Consider the following 25,511-nt stretch of genomic DNA (forward strand, 5'->3'; position numbering starts at 1 on the left):
AAATATATTTTATGGACGATAATTTTTCACCAAAAGTAAAAGATGTGATTGCTTACAGTAAAGAAGAGGCCTTACGATTAGGGCATGACTTTATTGGAACTGAGCATCTTATGTTAGGTTTATTACGTAAGGCAAATGGAGAAGCAATAGATATATTAACTACGCTTGATGTTGATTTAGACACGCTACGTAAAAAGATTGAAGGTTTGAGTCCTGCCAATCCAGAAGCTGTTGATGGAAATGACAAAAAAAGCCTGCATCTAACAAAACAAGCAGAAAAAGCATTAAAAACTACTTTTTTAGAAGCTAAATTATACAAAAGCAAGGCAGTTAGTACTGCTCATTTATTATTATGTGTATTGCGTAATGAGAATGATCCTACAACTAAACTATTAAATCGTTTTGACATTGATTATGATGAAGTAAAAAACATTTTCAGTCAATTATTTTTAGATGACGACATCTCGATAACTCCAAGAGCTGAAACACAAGGCGATGATGAGTTTGATGAGCCTAAGCAAAACCCTTTTGAAGGTTCCAGTCAAAAAGGAAAGACTACTAAGAAGTCTAAAACACCTGTTCTGGATAATTTTGGGCGTGATTTAACGGCTTTAGCCGAAGAAGGCAAGTTAGACCCTGTAGTTGGTAGACAAAAGGAAATAGAGCGCATCTCACAGATTTTAAGTCGAAGAAAAAAGAACAACCCTATTTTGATCGGTGAACCAGGCGTTGGTAAATCTGCTATCGCTGAAGGTTTGGCATTACGGATTATTCAACGTAAAGTTTCCAGAATACTTTTCAATAAACGTATTGTTTCTCTTGATTTGGCTAGTCTTGTTGCGGGCACAAAATATCGTGGTCAGTTTGAAGAACGTATGAAAGCGTTAATGAATGAGCTTGAAAAAAATGATGACATTATTCTTTTTATTGACGAAATTCATACCATAGTTGGTGCAGGTGGAGCTACAGGCTCTCTTGATGCTTCAAATATGTTTAAACCAGCCTTAGCAAGAGGTGAAATTCAATGTATAGGTGCCACTACTTTGGACGAATTCCGTCAAAACATCGAAAAAGATGGTGCTTTAGAACGTCGTTTTCAAAAAGTAATGGTTGAACCAACTTCAGTTGAAGAAACTATTCAAATATTAAATAATATTAAAGATAAATACGAAGATCATCACAATGTAGTCTTTACTGATGAAGCTATTGAAGCTTGTGTAAAGTTAACGAATCGCTATATGACGGATCGTTTCTTGCCAGACAAAGCAATAGATGCTTTAGATGAAGCAGGATCTAGAATTCATATCACCAACATTGTGGTACCTAAGCAGGTACTTGAATTAGAAAAGCAATTAGAAGATGTTAGAGAGCTGAAAAACAACGTTGTAAAGAATCAAAAATATGAAGAAGCAGCGCGCCTGAGAGATGATGAAAAGCGCATAGAAAAAGAATTAACAACAGCTCAGCAAGAATGGGAAAATCAATCTAAATTACATAAAGAAACTGTTACTGAAGATAATGTTGCTGAAGTAGTCTCTATGATGACAGGTATACCTGTAAATAGAATAGCCGAAGCAGAAAGTGCTCGTTTAGCCGATTTGCACAACCTAATTAAAGGCAAAGTGATTGGTCAAAATGAGGCTGTAGAAAAAGTTGTAAAAGCCATTCAACGTAATAGAGTTGGGTTAAAAGACCCGAACAAACCAATTGGTTCCTTTATTTTCTTAGGCCAAACAGGTGTTGGTAAAACGCAATTGGCAAAAGTATTAGCACGTGAATTATTTGATTCTCAAGACGCTCTAGTTCGTATTGACATGAGCGAATACATGGAAAAATTTGCTATTTCTCGTTTGATAGGAGCGCCTCCAGGATACGTTGGATATGAAGAAGGTGGACAATTAACAGAAAAGATTCGTCGAAAACCGTATTCTGTAGTCTTACTTGACGAAATAGAAAAAGCACATCCAGATGTGTTTAATATGTTATTACAGATATTAGACGATGGTTATATTACAGATAGTCTAGGTAGAAAAATTGATTTTAGACACACTATCATTATTATGACATCTAATATTGGTGCCCGTCAGTTAAAAGACTTTGGTACCGGTGTTGGCTTTGGTACAGCTTCTAAGAAAGAACAAGCAGATGCTAATGCAAAAAGTGTGATTGAAAATGCCTTAAAGAAAAGCTTTGCACCTGAGTTCTTGAACAGAATTGATGATGTAATTGTATTTAATGCATTAGAGAAAGAAGACATTCATGCTATTATTGACATTGAATTAGAAAAGCTATTAGAACGTATTGACGGACTTGGTTACAAAATGACATTAAGTGATAAGGCTAAAGATTATATCGCTGATAAAGGTTTCGATAAGCAATATGGTGCTAGACCATTAAAACGTGCAATACAGAAATATATAGAAGATGCGTTGGCCGAAGAAATTGTAAATTCCAAGCTTAAAGAAAACGATAGTATCTTTATGGATCTCGATGAAAAAACTGATGAGCTCACTATAAAGATTAAGAAGGCTAAAAAAGCAGCCGAAGAAAAAGAATAAGTTTCACTTCCCTCCTTTTGGAGGGATTTTTTTGCAATAATTTCATGAAAAAAATTACTTATCTACTATTTTTAATAATACTATCAAGTTGTAAAACTGGAGTAAATTCTCTCAAAGAAAAAGAGCTTATCAAGTCCACATTAATAGACATGTGGGATGCCATTGAAAAAGGCGATATAGATAGATATTCATCTTATGTACATGAGGATTTTACGCAATTCGGCGAATATGATTCTGTTTTACGCTCTGGTAAAGCAGCTGAAATAAAAGGCATAAAAGATTGGATTGATAGTTCAACTCCCATCCATACAGAAATGCATGAGTCAAAGGTCACAATAAATGGTAATACAGCTTTTATAACTTATTATTGGTCAGATTCGGGTTCAACAAATGGCAAGCCATTTGCTACCAAAGGAAAATCTACCAGAATATTTGTGAAAGAAAATGGCAAATGGTTATGTATTCATGGACATTATACCTTATTACCTTAGATAGTTTATCTTTTGTATCTTTAAAAAGTTAATTATCAACACTATGAGTAATTCAAAAAAAATATGGTTAGGTATTTTAACCTTTTTGCCTTTCTTACTTAGTCTAATCTATATTATTTATTTTTTCACATTCTTATTAGGGAATATTATAGAAGCTGAAAATAATCATAACGAGCTCCCTGTAGAATTTTTTCAATCATTAACTACAATTATTATAGTAGTGGTGCTTGCCGTGATTATAAAATTAGTAATTATGATCTATTACATAGTTCACGTAAGCAATAATAAGGAAAAAGATAGTAATACTAAGATTATGTGGATCATTCTATTAGTACTTGTAAGTTCTATAGCATCACTTGTTTATTACTTTGTAGAGATTATACCATCTAAGTCTTCAAATAAAAATATAGGCTATCAACAGTAATAATTTTAGTGACTTTACGTTCTAGAAATCAATTAATTATTTAGTATATTCGAATTTCAACTGAGCTATTATGACTAAAGATCAAACAACGTCTTTGCAAGAAAGAATTGTAAATGAAATAACTAGCACTTACAATTCTATTGCTGAATATAAAAGTCATACTACAAAGAGTATTTCTCGTAACAGAATATTAGACCACTCTATAGCCGAACGTAGAATTGAAATTGTAGAGCACAAGCTAAAAGCACTTAAAATGATGCTAGCAAAAATTGATGATGGTTATCATAGCTTTTGCGAAAAATGTCATAAACCGATCCCACCTAAAAACAAATTTTTAAAGAGATCAAAAAATCGCTTTTGTACAATCTGCATATAACATCATTAATTATTACTTTACAATTTATTAGTTAAATCATTCTTTTTTAAATATTTAGTTTAGTACTAATTTAAAACTAAAGGCACAATATTTTTAAATTTTGGCGTTTATATTATACAATAAATCCCAAAATCGCTAAACATGAGGAATCTACTATTATTAATTGTAGTCTTAGGCACCCTCTCCTTTACCTTAAGCAAAGAAGTAACACGTAACTTCGAGAAAACTGCCATTGCACCAGGCAAAGTTTCGCCAAAATTTTCATTTAAAGACAACACCAATCGACTTGTTAATCTAGAAGGCTTTAAAGGCAAATATGTATATATAAACCTCTGGACAACTTGGAGCAAACCTAGTAAGGAAGAACTGCCACATCTAGAAGAGCTAACTAAATTGTATAAAGAGAATATAGTATTTATCAATATTTCTGTAGACTACAATAGAGATAAATCAAAGTGGTTAAAAGAAATTAAAGATCAAAACTTAAAAGGAATTCAATTAATAGTCGATAAAGATTGGCAATCTGACTTTATAAAATCTTACAACGTTATCAATATTCCTCGAGCAATTTTAATAGATACTAATGGCATAATTATAGATGCCTTTGCGCCAAAACCTTCGCAAGAAAAGTTAAAAGATCTGTTAAATTCTATTTTAAAAAAATAAATACTTCGCAATTACTGTAAGGAAGTCTTAAATTAGCGGTCTCTTAGAATATTTAATTTTTAAGAACTACTAACACTTAAGTTAATGAAGAAATTATCAATAATCTTTTTTGCATCTGTTCTACTAGTTTTAAGCTGTAAAAAAGAAGAAGTTGTAAAAGATTACGCGACCCTTTCGGGGAAGATTACCAATCCAACATCAGAAAAGATAATCCTAAATGGCCCAGACTTTAAAAGAGAAATTTTGGTGAATAAACATGGTTCTTTTTCTGATACCATTTCTGTAAAAGATGGTTTTTATATGCTAGAGCATCAGCCGAATCAAACTTTTATTTTTTTAAAAAATGGTTATAATCTTCAAGCAAATTTTGATGCTAATGATTTATCAAATTCTATTTCTTTTGCTGGATTAGGAGCTGGCACAAACAACTATATGAGCAATAAAAGTCGTTTTGAAGAAAAAGAAGGGTTAGAGAATTTTAATTCTTTTTTTGAATTGGACAAACCAGCTTTCGATACTAAAGTAAATACTTTAAAAAAATCTATGAGCGATCTAATTACCAATGCTAACGACTTAGATTCGGGTTTTGTTGATTATGAGAATAGATCAAATGAGCAATTTATTAAATATCTAACTTCAAACTATCAACAGAAACATGAGTTACTTAAAATTTTAGGAAAAGGTAAACCGTCACCAAAATTTAATTATCCAAATCTTGAAGGTAAAAGCGTTGCCTTAGACGATCTTAAGGGTAAATACGTATATGTAGATGTTTGGGCTACTTGGTGTGGACCTTGTAAGCGCGAGATACCTTATTTAAAAGAATTAGAAACTGAATATCATAATAAGAATATTACTTTCGTGGGATTGTCTATAGATGAACAAAAAAATAAAGACAAATGGAAGAGAATGGTTGACGAACGTGATCTTAAGGGAGTTCAAGTTTTAGCTGATAAAGATTGGAATTCTAAGTTTGTACAAGATTATAGAATTACTGGCATACCTAGATTTATATTAATTGATCCTGATGGGAATATTGTGAGTTCAGACGCTCCAAGACCCTCAGATCCTCAGTTAAAGAAATTATTTAAGGAATTGAATATATAGAACAAAAAAGACTCAAAATTGAGTCTTTTTTTTATACATGTACTTCAGAGTCTTCTGTATCTTGTTCTTCTTGGTGAACTTCTTGTTGTGGCAATTGTTCTCTTTTAAATAAGTATTTAAAAGCATCTGATAAATAATCTATACTATCTGAAGCTGTAAATGTTTCAAATACCAAGTCTTTCATAGCTAGTTCAGCAGTTTTTCCGTGTAAATAAACACCAAAAACGCTTGCTTCAAATGATGAATATTCTTGTGCTACCAATCCTGTTATAATACCAGTAAGCACATCGCCGCTACCACCAGTCGCTAACCCAGGGTTACCAGTTGCATTAAAGTAAATTTTATCATTATAAGCAATTGCTGTATAAGCCCCTTTCAGAACGATAATAGTTTCAAGTTTAGAAGCTAGTTTTTTAAGCTTATCCAATTTATCAAAGTCATCTTTCCATTTACCCACTAAACGTTCAAATTCTTTAGGATGTGGTGTTAACACTGATCCTTTCGGGATTAACTTTAAAAGAGATTTATCCTTTGCTAATAAATTAATAGCATCAGCATCAATAACCAATGGTGTTTTGTTTTTAGATAAGAACTCTTTAAATCCTGATAAAGTTTTGCTAGACGTACCTAGCCCAACTCCTATTCCAATAGCATTAGCAGTAACTTTAGAATTTATCTTTTGAATTTCATCTTCCATATCAACTTCTACCATTACTTCAGGTAAAGCTGTCTGCAAAACTTGATAGCCACATTTTGGAATATAAGCTGTCACCAAACCACTACCAATATTTAAAGCAGCACGAGATGCTAGTGAAATAGCACCAATTTTACCAAAACTACCACCAATTAGCAATGAATGACCATAGTCGCCTTTATGAGAAAATTGTTGCCGATACTTATACAAGGGTAACACATCCGGCTTTTCAGTAATAAAATAATCAGCTTCTACTTTAAAAATAAATTCAGCATCCAAACCAATATCAATAACCTCCCAAGTGCTTAGAAATTCTTGATTTTCGGGTAAAACAAAAGATAACTTTGGTGCTTGAAATGTTAGTACATGATAAGCTCTAATTACAGCTTCTTTATCTTCTATTGCTTTAGCAGCATACATGCCCGAAGGTACATCTACCGAAAGCACATAAGCATTAGACTTATTAATATGTTCAATAACTTCTTTTATAACACCTTTCGGTGGGCGTGACAATCCTAAACCAAAAATTGCATCAATGATCATGTCATTTTCTGAAATTTCTGGTAGATCAGTTTGACAAGTAATCATTTCTGGCCAGACACCTAATTCTTTTAAACGCTCGTAATTAGTTAAAAAGTCTTGGGTTCTCTCATTACCACAATTAACAACAAAGGTAGCTACATTATAACCATGCTGTTTTAAATGACGCGCTATAACTAAACCATCGCCACCATTATTACCTGTACCGCAAAATACACGAATTGGTATTGTATTGCCTTGAAGTCTATTGTGAATCCACTGGAAACATAAGGTCGCAGCGCGCTCCATTAGATCCGCAGAAGTCATCTCTCCTTTTTTAATGGTTACTTGATCTGCCTGATATAATTGTTCAGCGGAAAGTATTTTCATGAAATGAACTTAATCTTTATATACACCCATATCAGCGTACTTTTCCATACGCTTTTCAACCAATTCTTTTATTGAAAGGTCTTTAAGCTGATCGAAAGACTTTAAAATTTGCTTTTCAATAATTTTAAAAGCTTCGTCTCTATTACTATGTGCACCACCAAAAGGCTCCTTAATAATACCATCGATTAACTTTAGTTTTTTCATGTCTGTGGCTGTCAACTTTAATGCTTCGGCTGCTTGTTCTTTGTACTCCCAACTGCGCCATAAAATTGACGAACATGATTCTGGTGAAATAACAGTATACCAAGTGTTTTCCATCATAAAAACACGATCACCAACACCAATACCAACGGCTCCACCTGAAGCTCCTTCGCCAATAATAATCGATATAATAGGCGTTTTTAGCTTAGACATTTCAAAAATATTACGTGCAATGGCTTCGCCTTGACCACGTTCTTCTGCTTCTAAACCAGGATAAGCACCAGGAGTATCTATTAAAGTCACTACAGGAATATTGAACTTTTCAGCCATTCTCATTAAGCGCAATGCTTTACGATATCCTTCAGGATTTGCCATACCGAAATTACGATATTGACGCGTCTTAGTATTATATCCTTTTTGTTGACCTATAAACATAAAAGATTGATCTCCAATCTTCCCTAAACCACCGACCATTGCTTTATCATCTTTTACGGTTCTATCACCGTGCAATTCCATAAATGTACCTTTGGTTAAGGCATTTATGTGATCTAAAGTATAAGGTCTATTTGGATGACGTGATAACTGAACACGTTGCCACGGAGTTAAGTTCTTGTATATATCTTTCTTTGCTTTTTCTAATTTCTTTTCGATTTGTTGACAGGTTTCCGAGACATCGATATCACTTTCTTTACCAATCAACAAGCACTTTTCGAGTTGTTCTTCCAACTCTTGAATAGGCTTTTCAAAATCTAAATATTCCATTCGGGTTAATTAAGTTAGGTGTACAAATATATGAACTTTGTATGGAAGAGTTTATTTTTTTAATCTGAATAGGTTTGGATAATTTTTAAACAATCCATCCAAAATAACTGTAGCCAAAATAAGCATTGCTCCGTAATAAAAATTTGTGCTCATAATTTCACTCTTTCCAAAAATAATAATAGCTAAAACAATACCGTACACAGGTTCAAGGTTATAAGTTAACACTACAGTAAAGGGGCTTATGAACTTCATTATATAAACTGCACCAATAAATGCGTATGCTGTGCAAACTGATGCAAGGACAAATATATATAGCCAGTCGCTAGAATTTAATGTAAAAAACTCTTCATTAAAACCAACGCCAAAAATCGCTAAGTATATACTAATAAAGGCTACTCCACCTATAAATTCGTAAAATGAAATAACGGTCGCATTCTCTTTTTCCACAAATCGTCCATTAATAACTGCAAATAACGACGAAAAAAATGCAGAAGAAATTCCCAATAGAATTCCTGTCAAATATTTTATTTCACTATCTATTATTAGATAAACTCCAAATATTACTAATAATCCAAAAAGCAGCTCATAAGTTCTAACCCTTCTTTTATAAAAAACTGGTTCTATAATCGCTGCAAAAAAAGCTCCTGTTGAAAACATAGCGAGTGCAATTGATATATTTGCTTCCTTTATGGATGCAAAAAAAGTAATCCAATGCAAGGCTATTATAACTCCAGCACCTAAAAACTGAAGCAATCTTTTCTTAGAAACAGTAATACTCATTTTGGCGATTTTAATATATGCAAACATTAAAATACCGGCTATTACCATTCTATACCAAACCAATGAAAAGGCTTCAATGCTAATCAGTTCACCTAAAATTGCTGTAAACCCAGCAATAAAAACCAATAAATGTAAATGAAGATTATGTTTTAGTTTATCTCTTAGCATTGATATATAGATAAACAGCTAAGATTCCAAACAGTACATTGGGTAACCAAACCATAAATAATGGGTTTGATGTTGCACCTGAACCAAGTACCTCAAATACTTTAAGAAAAAAAACGTAAGAAAACATAATTGCAACACCAAGTGCCAAATTAACACCAACCCCACCCCTTCTCTTTTTAGAAGCGAGAGCTACAGCAATTATTGTTAAAATAAACGATGAAATCGGTAGGCTAGTTCTTTTATAAAATTCAACTTTGTATTGATTTAAATTACTAACGCCTCTTTTTTCAGATATATTTATATGGTTATTCAAATCATAAGAATTCATCGCTTTGGCTATAGTGCTTGTATATAACAAATCTTGAGGTTTAAAGTTAAAAATGGTATCTAACTTTTGCCCAGAATATATACTATCATTTTTTGACATTACGAACCGTTTCTTATAATTTGAAAGTGTATATATTGAATCTTTTTCATTGAATTTAATACTCTTCGAACTTAATTTATATTTCAATTGCAACCCATTGAATCGTTCGTATGAAAAATCTGAGCCTGTATTTCTTTTTAGATCATAACTTCTAAAATATACAAAGTCATTTTTAGTTAATTGTAGGTTTACATTCGATACAAATGTTTTTGATTTTTTAGTTCTACGCGTGTAATTATCTTGAAATTCTTCGAATGTGCCATTGGTTTTTGGTACAATAAAATGATTTGCGACAAAAGCTATTAATGCAATAATTGTTGCTCCAATAAAATAAGGTCTCAGAAAACGAGTGAAGGAAATTCCAGCACTATTTATGGCCACTATTTCAGTATCGTTGGCAAGCTTCGAAGTAAACAGAATTGTAGAAATAAATAATGCTAATGGCATAAACGTATTAGCGTAAAATATAATAAATGGTATATAATAATCGTTAATTATCTCTAAAGCTCCTAGATCTGAATGCGCTAAAAATTTACCTATTTTATCAGAAATATCAATTGCAACCGCAATTGGTATTAAAATAAGCAGTGTAAAGAAAAAAGAAGTGAAATATTTCTTGAGTATATATCTGTCGAGCTTTCGCACTTACAATCGTTTATTCATTTGGTTTACCATTTGGTTTTTCCAAATAGTAAAATCTCCCGCTAAGATATGTTTTCTCGCTTGACGAACCAACCATAAATAAAATGCCAAATTGTGTATTGAAGCAATTTGTTTACCTAAATATTCTTTGGAAGCAAATAAATGACGTAAATATGCTTTTGAATACTCTGTATCTACAAAGCAATGATTCATTTCATCTATTGGTGAAAAATCATCTGCCCATTTCTTGTTCTTAATATTTATAGTACCATGTGCTGTAAATAACATACCATTACGTGCATTACGCGTTGGCATTACACAATCAAACATATCAATACCCAAAGCAATATTTTCAAGTATGTTTATTGGTGTACCAACGCCCATTAAATATCTTGGTTTATCCTCGGGTAAAATATTGCAAACTATATCTGTCATTTCATACATTTCTTCAGCTGGTTCGCCAACTGAAAGTCCTCCAATGGCATTTCCTTCCGCTTCAACAGAAGCAATATATTCAGCAGATTGTTTACGGAGATCTTTATAAGTACTTCCTTGTACTATAGGAAAAAATGTTTGCTTGTAATCGTAAAGTTCTGGAGTCTTATTTAAATGATCAATACATCTATGCAGCCAACGGTGTGTCATATGCATAGATTGCTTTGCGTAACCATATTCACATGGATAAGGCGTGCATTCGTCAAAAGCCATAATAATATCTGCGCCAATACTACGCTGAATATCCATTGAGAATTCAGGAGAAAAGAAGTGTGAAGAACCATCAATATGAGATTTGAACTTTACACCGTCTTCGGTAATTTTATTATTTCCAGAAAGAGAATAGACTTGATAACCACCAGAATCCGTTAGAATCGGTCGATCCCAATTCATGAATTTATGCAAACCTCCTGCCTGTTCTAAAATAGTAGTTTGAGGTCTTAAATATAAATGATATGTATTACCAAGAATGATATCTGCATTGATGTCATTTTTTAACTCCCGTTGATGTACACTTTTTACAGAAGCTACAGTACCAACTGGCATAAAAATAGGCGTATCGATAACACCATGATCTGTAATTATCTCTCCCGCCCTAGCCCTACTATTTTGATCTAATCCTTTAAGTTCAAATTCCATAGAATTTACTTAAACGTTAAATCTAAAATGCATTACATCTCCATCAGCTACAACATATTCTTTACCTTGAACTGCTAATTTACCAGCTTCTTTAACTTTAGCTTCACTACCTAATGTTACAAAATCGTCATATTTCATTACTTCGGCACGAATAAATCCTTTTTCGAAATCCGTGTGGATAACTCCAGCTGCTTGTGGTGCGGTATCTCCAATATTGATAGTCCAAGCTCTAACTTCTTTTTTACCTGCAGTAAAATATGTTTGTAAATTCAATAATTTATAAGCAGCTCTAATTAATTTAGAAGCGCCTGCTTCTTCTAAACCTAAATCTTCTAAAAACATTTGGCGCTCTTCGTAGGTTTCTAATTCAGTAATATCCGCCTCAGTACCAACAGCTAGAATGATTACTTCAGCATTTTCATCGTCTACAGCTTCCTTCACTTTTTCTACATAGGCGTTTCCGTTTTTTGCAGCAGCTTCATCTACATTACATACATATAAAACAGGTTTATCTGTTATAAACTGCATAGGCTGCATAAATTCTGCCTCCTTTTCATTTCGTTCTATAGCTCTAACTGACTTACCACTTTCTAAAGTATCCTTTATTTTTTCCAAAACAACTAATTCAGCTTGAGCTTCTTTATTTCCAGTTTTGGCCGTACGTTTTACACGTTCTAATCGCTTTTCAACAGTTTCTAAATCTTTTAACTGTAGTTCTATATCTATTGTTTCTTTATCTCTTATAGGGTCTACAGAACCATCAACATGCACAATATTATCATTATCAAAGCAACGTAATACATGAATTATAGCATCTGTCTCTCTTATATTCGCCAAGAACTGATTACCCAATCCTTCACCTTTGCTAGCGCCCTTTACCAAACCAGCAATATCAACAATCTCAACTGTTGCTGGTAATACTTTTTCAGGATCCACCAACTCTTCTAATTTTTCTAAGCGTTTATCTGGCACATTTACTACACCAATATTCGGTTCTATAGTACAAAAGGGAAAGTTCGCACTTTGCGCTTTAGCATTTGATAAACAGTTAAATAAAGTTGATTTCCCTACATTTGGTAATCCTACAATTCCGGCTTTCATTAAGTATAATTTTAGCGGTGCAAATATAGTGCTTTGTGTTAAGATTGACCACAGAATTATGTTGAAATCTATCCTTGTTGATTTTACTCTAAATTATTCTAACTTTGCTACAATTGGCTACGGCTTTTAGACTATATGAAAAATCTACCAGAAGAAGCGTTATGGAATGCATTAAAAGATGGTGATCTTAAAGCTTTGGCTGTGCTTTTTAAATCTTATTATTCACCGCTTTACTATTATGGTCTAAAAATTTCTAATGACAGCGACTTAGCTAAGGATTGTCTACAAGGTTTTTTTCTATACATATATGATCATAGAGCTAATTTAGCAGATTTAAATAATTTAAAACCATACTTATTTACTGCATTTCGAAGACGCCTTATAAAAATGATGAAAGAAAATAGAACGAGATTAGCAATGGAAAATATAAACCCAAGTGATCTAGGTTTTCATTTCTGTGAAGAAGATATTATTATAAATCAAGAAATAAAAGAATTTAAAAATGCCAGTCTTTTAAATTCGCTTAATAAGTTGCCAAAAAAACAAAAAGAGATTATTTATTTAAAATATTATAGCAATTTATCTATTAATGAGATTGCTGAAATCTTGGATATAAATTACCAAAGTGTAGTAAATTCATTATACAAAACGATTAAAAGATTACGTCAGGATGTAGCATTAAGTAAAATTTTAAAAGATATTTTATGAGATAGTATAATTAAAGGAAAAAAAAAGGAGTATAAAATTCTTAAAAGTATCTTTAGAATTAAAAAGGAAAAGTACAAACATAAATTGTTATAAATTATTAAACCCTACATGAATAAAAAGGATTATTTGAATATAGAAGATTTTTTGAACGATAAATCTTTTAAAAATTGGGCAACAAAAAGTCAATTAAGTGATATTGATTTTTGGGAAAACTGGATTTTAAACAATCCCGACAAAAAGGAGCTTGCTTTGGATGCAAAAGAAATAATTGTTGGTATTCAGTTTAATAAAAAAGATGTTGACGCATCAATTATCGATACAGAGTGGAGTCGTCTCGAAAGAACAATTAAAGAGCAGAAGAAAACACCAATTCTATCTACCATGTTTTACAAAAATAAAAGTTTTTTTGGTGTAGCTGCTTCTATCCTTTTGTTTATATCTATTTCTCTAATTTATTTTACTAATAGAAATATACACATTACTCACAAAACTACATTTGGAGAAATTTTAGATATAAGTTTACCTGATGGTAGTTTTATTACTTTAAACGCAAATTCAAGTATTTCATATTATCAAAATGAAGCAAGAAGTATTTTTTTAAAAGGAGAAGCTTATTTCGAAGTAGAAAAGAAAAAATCTTCAAATGCCAAATTTTGGGTAGAAACGGATGACTTAAAGATCGAAGTCTACGGTACAGAATTTAATGTAAATAACCGTAAAGAGCAAACGCAGGTATATTTAGAAGAGGGAAATATTGAGCTTAAACTAAAAAATGGTAAAGAAAAAATAATGGCTCCTGGCGATCTAATCTCTTATTCTCATAAATTAAATAGCATTATAGAAGAGAAAAGTAATAATAAGTCAAGTTCACAAACTTCATGGAAAGAAGGGTCTTTAACATTTGATAGAACTCCTCTAATTGTAGCATTTGAAAAAATAGAGGCTACTTACGGTATAGAACCTATTTTCGAAGATCAAAAGTGTAAAAATATATTAATTACTGGCGCTATTCCAACTCGAGATTTAGATATTTGTATTAAAACAATTGAAAAAACAGCTCAAGTAACTATCTTAAATGATAATAACAAGTTATATATTCGTAAGAAATAGTTTTATTTCAAAAGTTTATGTCAAATAGATTATTGTTTATAATCTTCTTTATTACACTCAACTTTAATTTATGTGTTTTTTCTCAAGAGGTTAATAATGGTCAAAGAATTAAGTTAACGTCGTTTTTAGAGTATCTAGGTGAAAAATATAAAGTATTTTTCACATATGACTCCGAGCTTCTTCAAGATATATATGTAGAAACCTCACTATACAGATTATCAGATTTTAAAGCAATAATTAACCAATTAAAACAAAATACAAAATTACACTACGATAATTTAGGTAATAACTACTTTGTAGTATATGATGAAGAAAATCAATCAAAACCAACATATAATAAAAATAGCACTAACAATTCTTTGATTAATAAAAAAGATTCTACCATTGTAAGTAATACCAGGAGAACTATTTTGGGTAGAGTAACTGATGCTTTTGGAAAACCATTGTACGGTGCAAGTATTATAGAAAAAAATACTGATAATGGAACTTTTACAAATGGAAACGGTTACTTTAAACTTAATACCCTTAATATAAATGTTGTATTAGATATTAGCTTCGTGGGTTATACTGCTAAAAGCGTAAATGCTAGTCAACAAAAACGACTCGATATTATTTTGGAGCATGGTGAGTTTTTAGATGAAATCCAAATTGTGGGCTCTAGAAATGCTAATAGAACTGCCGTAGATACCCCTTCTGCAATAGATGTTGTTAATATTGAAGAAGCTATCGATAAAGGTGGACGAATAGAAATAAATCAATTATTGCAATATGTTATCCCATCATTCAATGCTTCCAAACAGTCTGGTGCCGATGGAGCTGATCATATTGTTCCGGCATCGCTAAGAGGTCTTGGCCCCGATCAAACATTAGTGTTAATTAACGGCAAAAGAAGGCATCAATCTTCACTAATAAATTTGTATGGAACCAGAGGAAGGGGAAATTCGGGTACCGATCTTAACACCATACCTGCGTCAGCCATTAAAAAGATAGAAGTTTTAAGAGATGGCGCCTCTGCCCAGTATGGTTCAGATGCAATTGCGGGAGTAATTAATATAGTTCTGAATGACAATATTGACGTTTTTAGAGGAAATATAACATATGGTTTTCATAACGCAAATGCCAAAGGAAATTTCCCTAATTCAACTAAGGGAACTGATGGAAATACAATAAAATTATCAGCAAATTATGGAATGAAAGCCTTTAAAAAAGGTTTTATTAATTTATCTACCGAGTTCTTATCTAGAGAGAATACTTTAAGACCAGGAGCTAATTTTAGAGAGAAGTATGGAGAGGCGGGATTAAATGAATACACAATGTTTTTAAATTCTGAAATCCCATTAAACAACAAAATTAATTTTTATGTAAATAGCGGTTATAGCTCTAGAGACTCAGAATCGTATGCTTTTACTAGAAATAGTGATAGTCCAAGAAATGTGGTAAGTATTTATCCCAATGGTTTTAACCCATTAATTACAGCAACAATTACAGATGTGTCCTTTTCATCTGGATTTAAAGCTCAGTTTAACGATTGGCATATTGATGTCAATAATTCTTATGGCAGAAATAAGTTCAAATATCATATTAAAGAAACGCTAAATGCCACTTTGCAACAATTGTCACCAACAAACTTTAATGCTGGTGGCCACTCGCTAAGTCAGAATACCACAGGTATAGATGTTTCAAGATATTATAGCAATATATTTAAGGGATTAAACTTAGCTTTTGGAACGGAATATCGTATTGAAAATTATAAAATTTTTTCAGGAGAAGAGGCTTCTTATGCCACTTATGATATCAATGGTAGCGTAATTAATAATCAAACTCCATTGGATAATTTAGTTATGCATAATGGAATCATTAGACCAGGTGGATCTCAAGGATTTCCAGGGTACTCCGTAGAAAACGTTGTTGATAGAAATAGAAGTAATTTAGCTTTATATTTAGATACCGAGGCTGATTTTTCAGATGTCTTTATGTTTGGTGTTTCAGGTAGGTTTGAAAGATACAGCGACTTTGGAAACACGTTAAATATTAAGTTATCAACCAGAGTAAAAGCAAGTAATAACTTTAACCTTCGCGGTGCTTTTAGTACTGGGTTTAGAGCACCTTCGCTAGCTCAAATATACTATAACTTAACGTTTACAAATTTTATAGGAAGTCAGCCGTCAGAATCTATTTTAGCACCAAACGACAGCCCTATTACTAAAGAGTTTGGTATTGGCAATCTTACAGAAGAAATAGCTTTAAATGGAAGTTTAGGGTTTACAACAAAAATCAATAATTTTAGTGCCACGGCAGACGCATATTATGTAAAAATTAAAGATCGAATTATTTTAACAGGTAATTTTGATGCATCAACCATTTCTCCGAATATTAAAGATGTCCAATTCTTTGCAAACGGAGTTGACACAAAGACTTTAGGGTTAGATATTATTTTTACATGGAAAAAGAAGTTTGCTAGAAGTAAATTGGACTTAACATTTGCCGGCAACTTCAATACTATGAGTATTGAAAGTATCAATAATAAAACTCTAGATCAAGAAATATTTTTTGGTATAAGAGATCAACATTTTTTATTAGCATCTGCACCAAAGAATAAATTCAATTTTAATGCATCTTATAGTAACAATAAGCTAGATGTTAATTTAAATTTAACAAGATTCAGTAGTTTAAAATTAATAGATTGGCAAATAACACAACCTTTACAATTTGAAGATATAGATTCTCCATATATAAATAGTCAAGATAGATTGGAAAAAGCTACAGATATTTATAATCCGAAACTAACAACAGATATTAACTTTGGTTATTCTGTTTCAAAAAATCTAAGATTTTGGTTAGGGGCTAACAACATATTTAATATTTATCCTTCTCAACAAAATACATGGACTGATAGTGGAGGTTATTGGGATTCGGTTCAAATGGGAACAAATGGATCTTTCTATTATACTAAGCTTACCTATAAGTTCTAATTCATTCTCACTGTAAATCAATTATTTAAATTTTAATTAAAAAATAATTAAAAATTTAAGAGTATCTAATCATAATTAAGTGCTTATATATCTAATTGGTGTCATTATTTTCAAAATTTAGCCAATAAAATAATATTAATTTAAATAATTTACATGAAGAAATTTTTATTCTTATTAAGTGTTGTTTTCAGTATTAGTACTGTCTTAGCACAAAGCACAATTTCTGGAACAGTTACTGATTCAGATAATCAACCCTTGCCAGGGGCAAGCGTAGTTGAAAAAGGAACCACTAATGGGACAACTACCGACTTCGAAGGAAATTATTCGTTAGATGTAGGTAGTAATGCAACTATTGTAGTGAGTTTTGTTGGATATACAACAAAAGAAGTCGTTGTTAATGGTAGATCGGTAGTAAATGTTTCATTGGCGAGTGGTCAAGAGTTAGATGAAGTAGTTGTTGTGGGTTCTAGAACAGCACCTAGAAGTAATGCTGATACTCCATTACCAGTTGATGTTTTACCAGCAAAAGATTTACAATCGACTGGTCAGGTAACGTTCGACAAAGCATTGCAATACAGGATTCCTTCGTTCAATACGGTTCAAACACCTGTAAATGATGCTACTTCGCTACTAGATCCGTATGAAATTAGAAATATGGGACCAAGTAGAACATTAATTTTAATTAATGGTAAGAGAAAAAATCTAAGTGCCTTATTGTATACACAAACCTCTCCAGGTCGTGGTGAAACCGGTGCAGATATATCTGCGATACCAACAGATGCAATTAAGCGAGTTGAAGTATTACGAGATGGTGCCTCAGCACAATATGGTTCTGATGCTATTGCCGGGGTAATGAATATTATACTTAAAGACAAAGTAAATGATGGTTCAGCAACATTAAGAACTGGTATGACTAGTGAAGGAGATGGTGAGATGGTTGGTATTGCTGTAAACAATGGAACCGAAATAGGAGATGGAAAAGGGTTTATAAATTATACTATCGACCTATCAAAAGTAAATTTGGCAAATAGACCTGGCACTGTTAGTGCTGAAGGAGAAGCGGCAGATTTTGGTGCCGATATAGCAGATGTACGTGAATTTTTATCTCGACGCCCTGACGCTGGAAACATAAATGGATCTCCAGAAACAGCAGCTTCTAAGTTTTTAATAAATGCTGGTTACGATGTTAACGAAGACACACAATTATATTTTAATGCAGCTTATGTTTATAAGAACGTAAACAGTTTTGCAAATTATAGAACTCCATATTGGAGAACTGTTGATGATTTTCCATATCTAGCAGATTTCTTCCCAGGAAATAATCCAAACAATGCTGGTGGTTATGATGGTTATGTACCAACGTTCGATGGTCTTTTAAATGATTATAATGGAACTATAGGCTTAAAAACTAAAATAAATGACTGGAATGTTGACTTAAGTTATACAACTGGAGGAAATACCCAAACATATAAAGTAAGAAATTCTCATAATAGAAATGTCGTTTTTTCTCCATCAACATGGGTCGATGCTAATAATAATGGACAAATTGATGATGGTGAAGTAACCGAAGGGTCACAACTCTATAGAGAGAATAGTGCTCAAACATTTGACCCAGGTGGGACTAGATTTACCCATAATGTAGGTAATATCGATATCTCAAAAATTTTATCTGATCAAGTAAGTATAGGTTTCGGTGCTGAGTTTAGAAACGAAGTGTTTGAAGTTATTGAGGGTACTTTAGATTCTTATGATGGTGGTGGTGCTGACTCTTTTTCAGGAAATGCACCTCAAAATTCTGGAAAATTTAACAGATATAATTTTGGAGGTTATTTTAGTATAGATTTTGATGTTAGTGAAGAGTTTTTATTAAGTGGTACCATAAGAACTGAAAATTATTCAGATTTCGGAAATACGTTCGTTTATAAGTTAAGTTCAAGATATAAAATCACAGATGATTTAACTTTGAGAGGATCATATTCAACAGGATTCAGAGCTCCAACACTACATCAAATTTTTACTCAAAAAGCACAATATAGCTTTGTACCTGGATCGGGCATCCAAGTTGGTGGATTGATTAATAATGTATCAACTCAAGCTAAACTTTTGAATATCCCAGAATTAGATGCTGAGGAATCTACAAACTTTACAATTGGTTTTGGTGGTAAAATAACAAACAATTTATCATTCACTGTAGATTATTACAATATTGCAGTTAAAGACAGGATAGTTTTAGGTACAGAGATTGGACCCACTGGTGATGCCAATAATCCTTTAGATATTCTACTAAGTGAAAATAACTTAAGTGATATTAGTTTCTTTTCAAATGCGATTGACACAAAAACATCTGGTATAGATGTGGTTTTAAGTCAGAAAAATATTGAGATTGGTAAAGGGAATTTAGATTTAAACCTATCTGGAAATTATACTATTGAAAACGAAAGAGATGGAGCGGTTAAGAATATTCCTTTAGTTGCAAATGCTGGACAATCTGTTGTAAATCAGACTCAAGAAGCTCTATTTTTCACTTCAAGACCAAAAACTAAATGGATATTGGGCGCAAATTATGATGTTGGTAAGTTTGGATTTAATTTAAACAACACATATTTTGGTAAAACTTCATTCTTTCAACAAGGTTTATCAACGGATGCAAATGGCATCTTTAATATAGGGACAGAGTTCACACCAAAAATAGTGACAGATTTAGGGATCAACTTTAATGCTTCAGAAAAAGTAACAATCGCATTAAACGTAAACAATTTATTAAATGTTTTACCAGAATGGTCTTTCAAAGCAGAAAATGCGGCTGGAGCTGCTATTCTTAATGATCCTACACAAGTTCAAGGTCAGTCTAATCTGATAACATTTAATCAGCGTTATTCTCAAATGACTTATGATGGTTATCATTTTAGTCAATTAGGTACTATGTTTAATTTATCATTAAACTATAAGTTTTAAATAGAATTGAATTAAGTTTTTATTATATGAAAAACCGAGTATAAATTTAAATACTCGGTTTTTTTATCTCATTTTAGCAATAATCTCTTTCATCATTTTAGCAGCAAGAAATGCTGTCATATTTTGAAAGTCTCTATTGGAGTTGTATTCAACGATGTCTGCACCAACAATCTCTGCATTTAAATTCTGAATTAGTTCTATAACTTGTCTAGATGACAATCCACCTGGCTCATGATGTGAAACTCCAGGAGCGTATGCAGGATCAAAGGCATCCATATCTAAAGAGATATATAAAGGATTTTCAAACTTTGAAATAGAAGAAATATCAAGATCTTTCATTTGATGAATTTCTACATTGTATTTCTTTGCTTGCTCAGCTTGATGATCATTTAATGTTCTTATTCCAACTTGCACCAATCTTACAACTAGTTTGTTTTCCATTATTCTAGCAAAAGGACATGCATGTGAATATTTATCTCCTTCAAAATCATCATATAAATCAGAATGTGCATCTATATGGAGAATATCTAGCTTAGAATATTTTTTTTGATAAGCTTTTATTATTGGATATGTAATAGAATGATCACCTCCAAGTGTCAGAACCTTACTATCTAAATGATTTTTGGTTATTTCTTCTATTCCAAAATAATCAGAGATTTCAAAATCTCCTTTGTCGTCAATTAAATGCTCAATCGAACTGCCATTTTCTGAAAATAAATTCATAGAACCAGAGTGTAGTGCTTCTCTTATTAATGGTGGTGCAAATGCTGGTCCTCTTTGATAAGATGATTTTTTATCAAATTGTATTCCTTGTATATTAATTTTGCTCATCAGTTTTATTTACCATAAATATCCATTAAAATATTGAATAAAAAAATCCCAAACTTTAAGTTTAGGATTTATATAGTAATTACTTCTATTTTTAATTAATCTTCTGGATGCATGAATCTTTGCTTACCAAGAAGTTCTTCTTCAGTTTCTACATTATCTTCATCTGGCACACAACAATCTACAGGACATACAGCAGCACATTGTGGCTCTTCATGAAACCCTTTACATTCTGTACATTTATCAGGAACAATATAATAGATCTCATCTGAAACTGGTTCTTGAACTTCATCAGCATCTACTTCATTTCCATTAGGTAAAACGACCTTTCCTGTTAAAGAAGTTCCATCTTTATAACGCCAATCGTCGGCACCTTCATAAATAGCAGTATTTGGGCATTCTGGCTCACAAGCACCACAGTTTATACATTCATCTGTTATAATAATTGCCATAATTTAAATTCGATTAAATTTGCAGTCGCAAAGTTACGAAAACAAGAACGTAAAAAACGAATAAATGTTATCGCAAAACAGAATCAATGCTTTTGTTGAATTTGGAAATTTTCTAAGTCAATTTTCAAGAGAAAATATTGAGCAAAAAGAAGGCGTTTTATTGAATGATCTATTTTTTGATGCGTTTAAACTACAAATTAAAAGAGCTAAGGAATTTAATGGTTGGTTTACCGAGGGAAATATTTTATATGCTTTTGAATCTTGGTCTAAAGAATTAACATTAAGCAATTTAAATAACTGGACCTCTAAATACAATTTAAATACCAATGCAAGAACTATTGCAGTAATTATGGCAGGCAATATCCCTTTGGTTGGGTTTCATGATTTTTTATCAGTATTAGTTTCTGGACATTCTATTGTTGTCAAACAATCTTCTAACGATAAACACTTTCTTCCGCTTATATCAAAGTATTTAGAACATATTGAGCCTGAATTAAAAGATAAAATTGCTTTTACTGAAGAAAAACTAGAAGATTTTGATGCAGTAATCGCTACTGGAAGTAATAATACAGCTCGTTATTTTGAGTATTATTTTGGTAAGCAATCGAATATTATTCGTAAAAATAGAAACAGCGTTGCTGTGCTGACTGGTAAAGAATCTAAAGAAGAACTTGTTGGATTAGGTGAAGACATTTTTCGTTATTTCGGATTAGGCTGTAGAAGTGTTTCTAAATTATTTGTACCTAAAAATTATGATTTTGATCAGCTATTTGGTGCAATATATGATTATAAAGATATTATCAATTATAAAAAATACGCTAATAACTACGATTATAACAAAGCCGTGTATTTAATGAGTGAATTTGATTTGTTAGAAAACGGATTCTTAATGTTAAAGGAAGATCCTAGTTACTCCTCACCTATTTCTAGCCTGTTCTATGAATATTATGATGATCTAGATTCTTTAAATAAAAAACTAATTGAAGAAAGAGAACAGATTCAATGTGTTGTTAGTAATAGTTTAGAAAACACTGTTGATTTTGGCAAAACACAACAACCGTCTTTATCTGATTATGCTGACGGTGTCGACACAATGGAATTCTTGAACAACTTATAATAAAAAAAACTCAAGAGTTATCTTGAGCTTTTTTTATTCTTTATTTGATATTTTAATCTCCAAAGTCCGTTTCTAGCTTTATATAATCTAAAAACTCACGTTTAGTACTATCATCTTTAAATTTACCTCCAAATTCCGATGTAACTGTACTGCTAGCTACATCTCTAATTCCTCTAGAATTAACACATAAATGTTTTGCATCTATCACACAAGCAACATCTTCTGTGCCCAATGCTTGTTGTAACTCTTGTACGATCTGCATGGTTAAACGTTCCTGTACTTGTGGACGCTTGGCATAGTAATCTACAATACGATTCATCTTCGATAAACCAATCACATTTCCGTTAGAAATATAAGCGACATGTGCCCTACCAACAATTGGCAATAAATGATGCTCACAGGTGGAATACACAGTAATATTCTTTTCTACCAACATCTCACCATACTTGTAGTTATTATCAAAAGTAGACGGCTTAGGCTTATTCTTTGGGTTTAATCCTCCAAAAATTTCTTTTACAAACATCTTAGCAACACGCTTTGGTGTGCCTTTAAGGCTATCGTCTGTTAAATCCATACCTAACTTATGAAGTATGTGCGCCATATCTTCTTCTATGGCTTGTATCTTTTCTTCATCAGAAATATCAAATGCATCATCACGCAATGGTGTTTTTGCAGATGTAAACAAATGATCATCTCCCATTTCTTCTACTGTACATTTACCATTCTTTCCTTCAAACATATGCTCTATATTTTTTACAAAATTACGAATTCTTCACTGTTTGTATCAAAGTGCTAAGATCACAAATAGTTTGCTCACCAGAATTCATATTCTTTAATGTATAATTCTTATTCTCTAATTCAGATTCACCAACCAACACTACATATTCAATTTCGCGTTTATTAGCATAGTTCATCTGCTTTTTTATCTTCGCTTTATCAGGATATATCTCAGCTTTTATTTCGCTTTCGCGGAAGCTTTTTAGTGCTTCTAAGCAAAAGATAGATTCTTTCTCTCCAAAATTTAAAAACAACACTTTAGGTTTTGGCAATTCAACTGATTGTTTAAATAAACTTAATTCTTCTAGAACTAGATAGATTCTATCCAAACCAAATGAAATACCAATACCACTCATATCTTTTAAACCAAAGATTCCTGTAAGGTCATCATATCTACCGCCGCCGCCAATAGAACCTAATTTTACATCATTTGCAACTACTTCAAAAATTGCACCAGTATAATAGTTTAATCCACGGGCTAGGGTTACATCTAATTGCAGGTTAGATAAAGAAAGACCTAGTTTGGTTACATTTTCTATAACAAATTGCAAATCTTTAACACCTTGCAAACCTTCGTCGGAAGTAGCTAGGATACCTTTCAATTGATCTAGTTGCTCTTCGCTACTACCAGATAAATTAAAAAGCGGTTTCATTTTCGATATTGCATCATCAGAAATACCTTTTGCCAACATTTCTTTAACAACACCCTCCTCACCTATTTTATCTAATTTATCTAAGGCTACAGTAAAGTCTATCAGCTTATCTTTGGCACCGATAATTTCTGCAATACCAGATAATATTTTTCTGTTGTTTAGCTTAATAGTTGCAGAAATACCTAGATCAGAAAAGATAGCATCATATAACTGGATAAACTCTACCTCTTGCAGTAAAGATTTACTACCAACTACATCTGCGTCACATTGATAAAATTCTCTAAAACGCCCTTTTTGAGGTCTGTCTGCACGCCAAACTGGTTGCATTTGGTAACGCTTAAATGGAAATACCAAATCGTTTTGATTCTGTACCACATATCGCGCGAATGGCACTGTCAAATCATAACGTAAAGCCTTTTCAGAAATTTGAGCAGTAACTTTTGTGCTATTCTTATCCTTTAATAAAGTTTCATCCGTTTTAGCTAAAAAGTCTCCTGAGTTTAAAATCTTAAAAATCAAGCGATCTCCTTCCTCTCCATATTTCCCCATAAGGGTAGAAGAATTTTCAAAACTTGGTGTTTCAATAGGTTGAAAACCAAATAACTCAAATTGACTTTTAATCCTAGAAAATATATAATTACGTTTTGCAACTTCTGTAGATGAAAAGTCTCTTGTTCCTTTTGGTATGCTTGGTTTTTGTGCCATTTCTAAAACTAAGCTGCAAATATCTGAAAATAATTTACGTTTCGCTTACTTTTTTAGAAGGTTTGAACCACTTAAAAACTTTAAACATTAACCAAAGTACCACAACTACTAAAATAATGGCTAATAATGGCGCCACCAAGGCTAGTATAGACATTACAATAGAAGAACCCGTTTCTACAGTAGACACCACAGGGTTTGCAATGCCGCCTGTTGTCGCAGTAGAAGCTAACCGTGTAGTAGATGTAGATGTTTTTATAGCTGTAGCAGTACCACCGCCGGCAATAATTGCCAATGACCATGTTACTAATGGGTCTAAACCAGCAGCTGTAGATAGCATAACCGCTGTACCTGCAACTGCAGCCAATGGTACAGCAATTGTATCTAAGGCATTATCTAACCATGGGATCAAGTATCCTACAATTTCTACAACAGTAGCTATACCCAATGCTATCATCGCTGGCGTGCCACCAACCCATTCCCAACTTTCATTAAGTGGAATGATATTGTAATGTGACGCAATGCTTAAAGCAAATAAGGGCACAAATACCCTAAAGCCTACTGAGGCAGCTAGACCGATACCTAAAAGAATACTAAATATTGTGGCTGAATCCATGTTTTGGTTAATTAAAATTTAATCAATTAGCATTACGCTATAATTATGCCAAATTACTATACTAAAATACGTTGAATTTTGCAAAGGGGAAAATTCCCCTTTTTTGCACAGGATTTTTCCTGTATTTAACGTAAGCCCTTTTTTTATAGGGTTTGAGCCACTACATTTGTTGTATCAATGT

At 32.3% G+C, this 25,511-nt stretch carries 22 protein-coding genes; 11 read left to right on the forward strand and 11 right to left on the reverse strand.

Annotation, left to right across the window (positions count from 1 at the left end; all coding sequences use genetic code 11):
• Positions 1 to 11 precede the first annotated feature (11 nt).
• The 6 genes from AC1EUV_RS05720 to AC1EUV_RS05745 all read left to right on the forward strand — a co-directional run bounded on the left by AC1EUV_RS05720 (position 12) and on the right by AC1EUV_RS05745 (position 5,622).
• The gene (locus AC1EUV_RS05720) at positions 12 to 2,558 is read left to right on the forward strand and encodes an ATP-dependent Clp protease ATP-binding subunit (protein WP_480197721.1); all 2,547 of its coding nucleotides are present in this window, start codon (positions 12 to 14) and stop codon (positions 2,556 to 2,558) included.
• A gap of 44 nt (positions 2,559 to 2,602) precedes the next feature.
• A complete protein-coding gene (locus AC1EUV_RS05725; protein ID WP_480197722.1) occupies positions 2,603 to 3,049 on the forward strand; it encodes a YybH family protein in 447 nt (148 codons plus the stop codon).
• A gap of 43 nt (positions 3,050 to 3,092) precedes the next feature.
• On the forward strand, positions 3,093 to 3,473 hold the full coding sequence (locus AC1EUV_RS05730; protein WP_480197723.1) for a hypothetical protein: 381 nt from the start codon (positions 3,093 to 3,095) through the stop codon (positions 3,471 to 3,473).
• 70 nt (positions 3,474 to 3,543) lie between these two features.
• Positions 3,544 to 3,849 carry a hypothetical protein gene (locus tag AC1EUV_RS05735; RefSeq protein WP_480197724.1) on the forward strand — a complete coding sequence of 102 codons (306 nt, stop codon included), beginning with the start codon at positions 3,544 to 3,546 and terminating at the stop codon, positions 3,847 to 3,849.
• 141 nt (positions 3,850 to 3,990) lie between these two features.
• On the forward strand, positions 3,991 to 4,515 hold the full coding sequence (locus AC1EUV_RS05740; protein ID WP_480197725.1) for a TlpA family protein disulfide reductase: 525 nt from the start codon (positions 3,991 to 3,993) through the stop codon (positions 4,513 to 4,515).
• Between the two features lie 84 nt (positions 4,516 to 4,599).
• Positions 4,600 to 5,622 carry a TlpA family protein disulfide reductase gene (locus AC1EUV_RS05745; RefSeq protein WP_480197726.1) on the forward strand — a complete coding sequence of 341 codons (1,023 nt, stop codon included), beginning with the start codon at positions 4,600 to 4,602 and terminating at the stop codon, positions 5,620 to 5,622.
• Positions 5,623 to 5,653: 31 nt separating this feature from the next.
• Here AC1EUV_RS05745 and AC1EUV_RS05750 read toward each other — a convergent pair whose 3' ends face one another.
• From AC1EUV_RS05750 to ychF, 6 genes are read right to left on the reverse strand one after another with little or no spacing between them, the layout of a single operon-like run.
• Positions 5,654 to 7,225, reverse strand: coding sequence for an NAD(P)H-hydrate dehydratase (locus AC1EUV_RS05750; RefSeq protein ID WP_480197727.1), 1,572 nt, complete (start codon positions 7,223 to 7,225; stop codon positions 5,654 to 5,656).
• Positions 7,226 to 7,234: 9 nt separating this feature from the next.
• Complete coding sequence (locus AC1EUV_RS05755; protein ID WP_480197728.1) at positions 7,235 to 8,188, reverse strand: acetyl-CoA carboxylase carboxyltransferase subunit alpha; 954 nt, start codon at positions 8,186 to 8,188, stop codon at positions 7,235 to 7,237.
• Between the two features lie 51 nt (positions 8,189 to 8,239).
• Positions 8,240 to 9,136 (reverse strand): DMT family transporter, encoded by an 897-nt coding sequence (locus AC1EUV_RS05760; RefSeq protein WP_480197729.1) that lies wholly within the window; start codon positions 9,134 to 9,136, stop codon positions 8,240 to 8,242.
• Complete coding sequence (locus tag AC1EUV_RS05765; RefSeq protein ID WP_480197730.1) at positions 9,123 to 10,208, reverse strand: LptF/LptG family permease; 1,086 nt, start codon at positions 10,206 to 10,208, stop codon at positions 9,123 to 9,125. Before AC1EUV_RS05765 ends, AC1EUV_RS05760 begins: the two co-directional genes overlap by 14 nt.
• On the reverse strand, positions 10,209 to 11,339 hold the full coding sequence (gene tgt / locus AC1EUV_RS05770; protein WP_480197731.1) for a tRNA guanosine(34) transglycosylase Tgt: 1,131 nt from the start codon (positions 11,337 to 11,339) through the stop codon (positions 10,209 to 10,211). It lies immediately after the preceding gene.
• Positions 11,340 to 11,348: 9 nt separating this feature from the next.
• Positions 11,349 to 12,440 carry a redox-regulated ATPase YchF gene (ychF, locus tag AC1EUV_RS05775; RefSeq protein ID WP_480197732.1) on the reverse strand — a complete coding sequence of 364 codons (1,092 nt, stop codon included), beginning with the start codon at positions 12,438 to 12,440 and terminating at the stop codon, positions 11,349 to 11,351.
• 135 nt (positions 12,441 to 12,575) lie between these two features.
• On the opposite strand from ychF, the gene AC1EUV_RS05780 reads away from it, so the two are divergent.
• The 4 genes from AC1EUV_RS05780 to AC1EUV_RS05795 all read left to right on the forward strand — a co-directional run bounded on the left by AC1EUV_RS05780 (position 12,576) and on the right by AC1EUV_RS05795 (position 20,185).
• Entirely contained in the window at positions 12,576 to 13,148 is a 573-nt protein-coding gene (locus AC1EUV_RS05780; protein WP_480197733.1) for an RNA polymerase sigma factor, read from the forward strand.
• 108 nt (positions 13,149 to 13,256) lie between these two features.
• The gene (locus AC1EUV_RS05785; protein WP_480197734.1) at positions 13,257 to 14,258 is read left to right on the forward strand and encodes a FecR family protein; all 1,002 of its coding nucleotides are present in this window, start codon (positions 13,257 to 13,259) and stop codon (positions 14,256 to 14,258) included.
• 17 nt (positions 14,259 to 14,275) lie between these two features.
• Complete coding sequence (locus AC1EUV_RS05790; RefSeq protein ID WP_480197735.1) at positions 14,276 to 17,230, forward strand: TonB-dependent receptor; 2,955 nt, start codon at positions 14,276 to 14,278, stop codon at positions 17,228 to 17,230.
• Between the two features lie 153 nt (positions 17,231 to 17,383).
• A complete protein-coding gene (locus AC1EUV_RS05795; RefSeq protein WP_480197736.1) occupies positions 17,384 to 20,185 on the forward strand; it encodes a TonB-dependent receptor in 2,802 nt (933 codons plus the stop codon).
• Positions 20,186 to 20,248: 63 nt separating this feature from the next.
• Here the strand turns inward: AC1EUV_RS05795 and speB are convergent, their stop codons facing one another.
• Positions 20,249 to 21,016 carry an agmatinase gene (speB, locus tag AC1EUV_RS05800; protein ID WP_480197737.1) on the reverse strand — a complete coding sequence of 256 codons (768 nt, stop codon included), beginning with the start codon at positions 21,014 to 21,016 and terminating at the stop codon, positions 20,249 to 20,251.
• A 95-nt stretch (positions 21,017 to 21,111) separates the two neighbouring features.
• Positions 21,112 to 21,465 carry a 4Fe-4S dicluster domain-containing protein gene (locus AC1EUV_RS05805; protein WP_480197738.1) on the reverse strand — a complete coding sequence of 118 codons (354 nt, stop codon included), beginning with the start codon at positions 21,463 to 21,465 and terminating at the stop codon, positions 21,112 to 21,114.
• A 64-nt stretch (positions 21,466 to 21,529) separates the two neighbouring features.
• Here AC1EUV_RS05805 and AC1EUV_RS05810 point away from each other — a divergent pair, with 64 nt between their 5' ends.
• Complete coding sequence (locus tag AC1EUV_RS05810; protein ID WP_480197739.1) at positions 21,530 to 22,582, forward strand: acyl-CoA reductase; 1,053 nt, start codon at positions 21,530 to 21,532, stop codon at positions 22,580 to 22,582.
• A 52-nt stretch (positions 22,583 to 22,634) separates the two neighbouring features.
• Here the strand turns inward: AC1EUV_RS05810 and folE are convergent, their stop codons facing one another.
• The 3 genes from folE to AC1EUV_RS05825 form a co-directional block, all read right to left on the reverse strand.
• On the reverse strand, positions 22,635 to 23,282 hold the full coding sequence (gene folE / locus AC1EUV_RS05815; protein ID WP_480198282.1) for a GTP cyclohydrolase I FolE: 648 nt from the start codon (positions 23,280 to 23,282) through the stop codon (positions 22,635 to 22,637).
• Positions 23,283 to 23,343: 61 nt separating this feature from the next.
• Positions 23,344 to 24,717, reverse strand: a complete 1,374-nt coding sequence (gene hisS, locus AC1EUV_RS05820) for a histidine--tRNA ligase (RefSeq protein WP_480197740.1) — start codon at positions 24,715 to 24,717, stop codon at positions 23,344 to 23,346.
• A 34-nt stretch (positions 24,718 to 24,751) separates the two neighbouring features.
• Positions 24,752 to 25,330 (reverse strand): DUF4126 domain-containing protein, encoded by a 579-nt coding sequence (locus AC1EUV_RS05825; RefSeq protein ID WP_480197741.1) that lies wholly within the window; start codon positions 25,328 to 25,330, stop codon positions 24,752 to 24,754.
• Positions 25,331 to 25,511 lie beyond the last annotated feature (181 nt).

It is taken from the genome of Maritimimonas sp. 2304DJ26-3 (assembly GCF_056591635.1).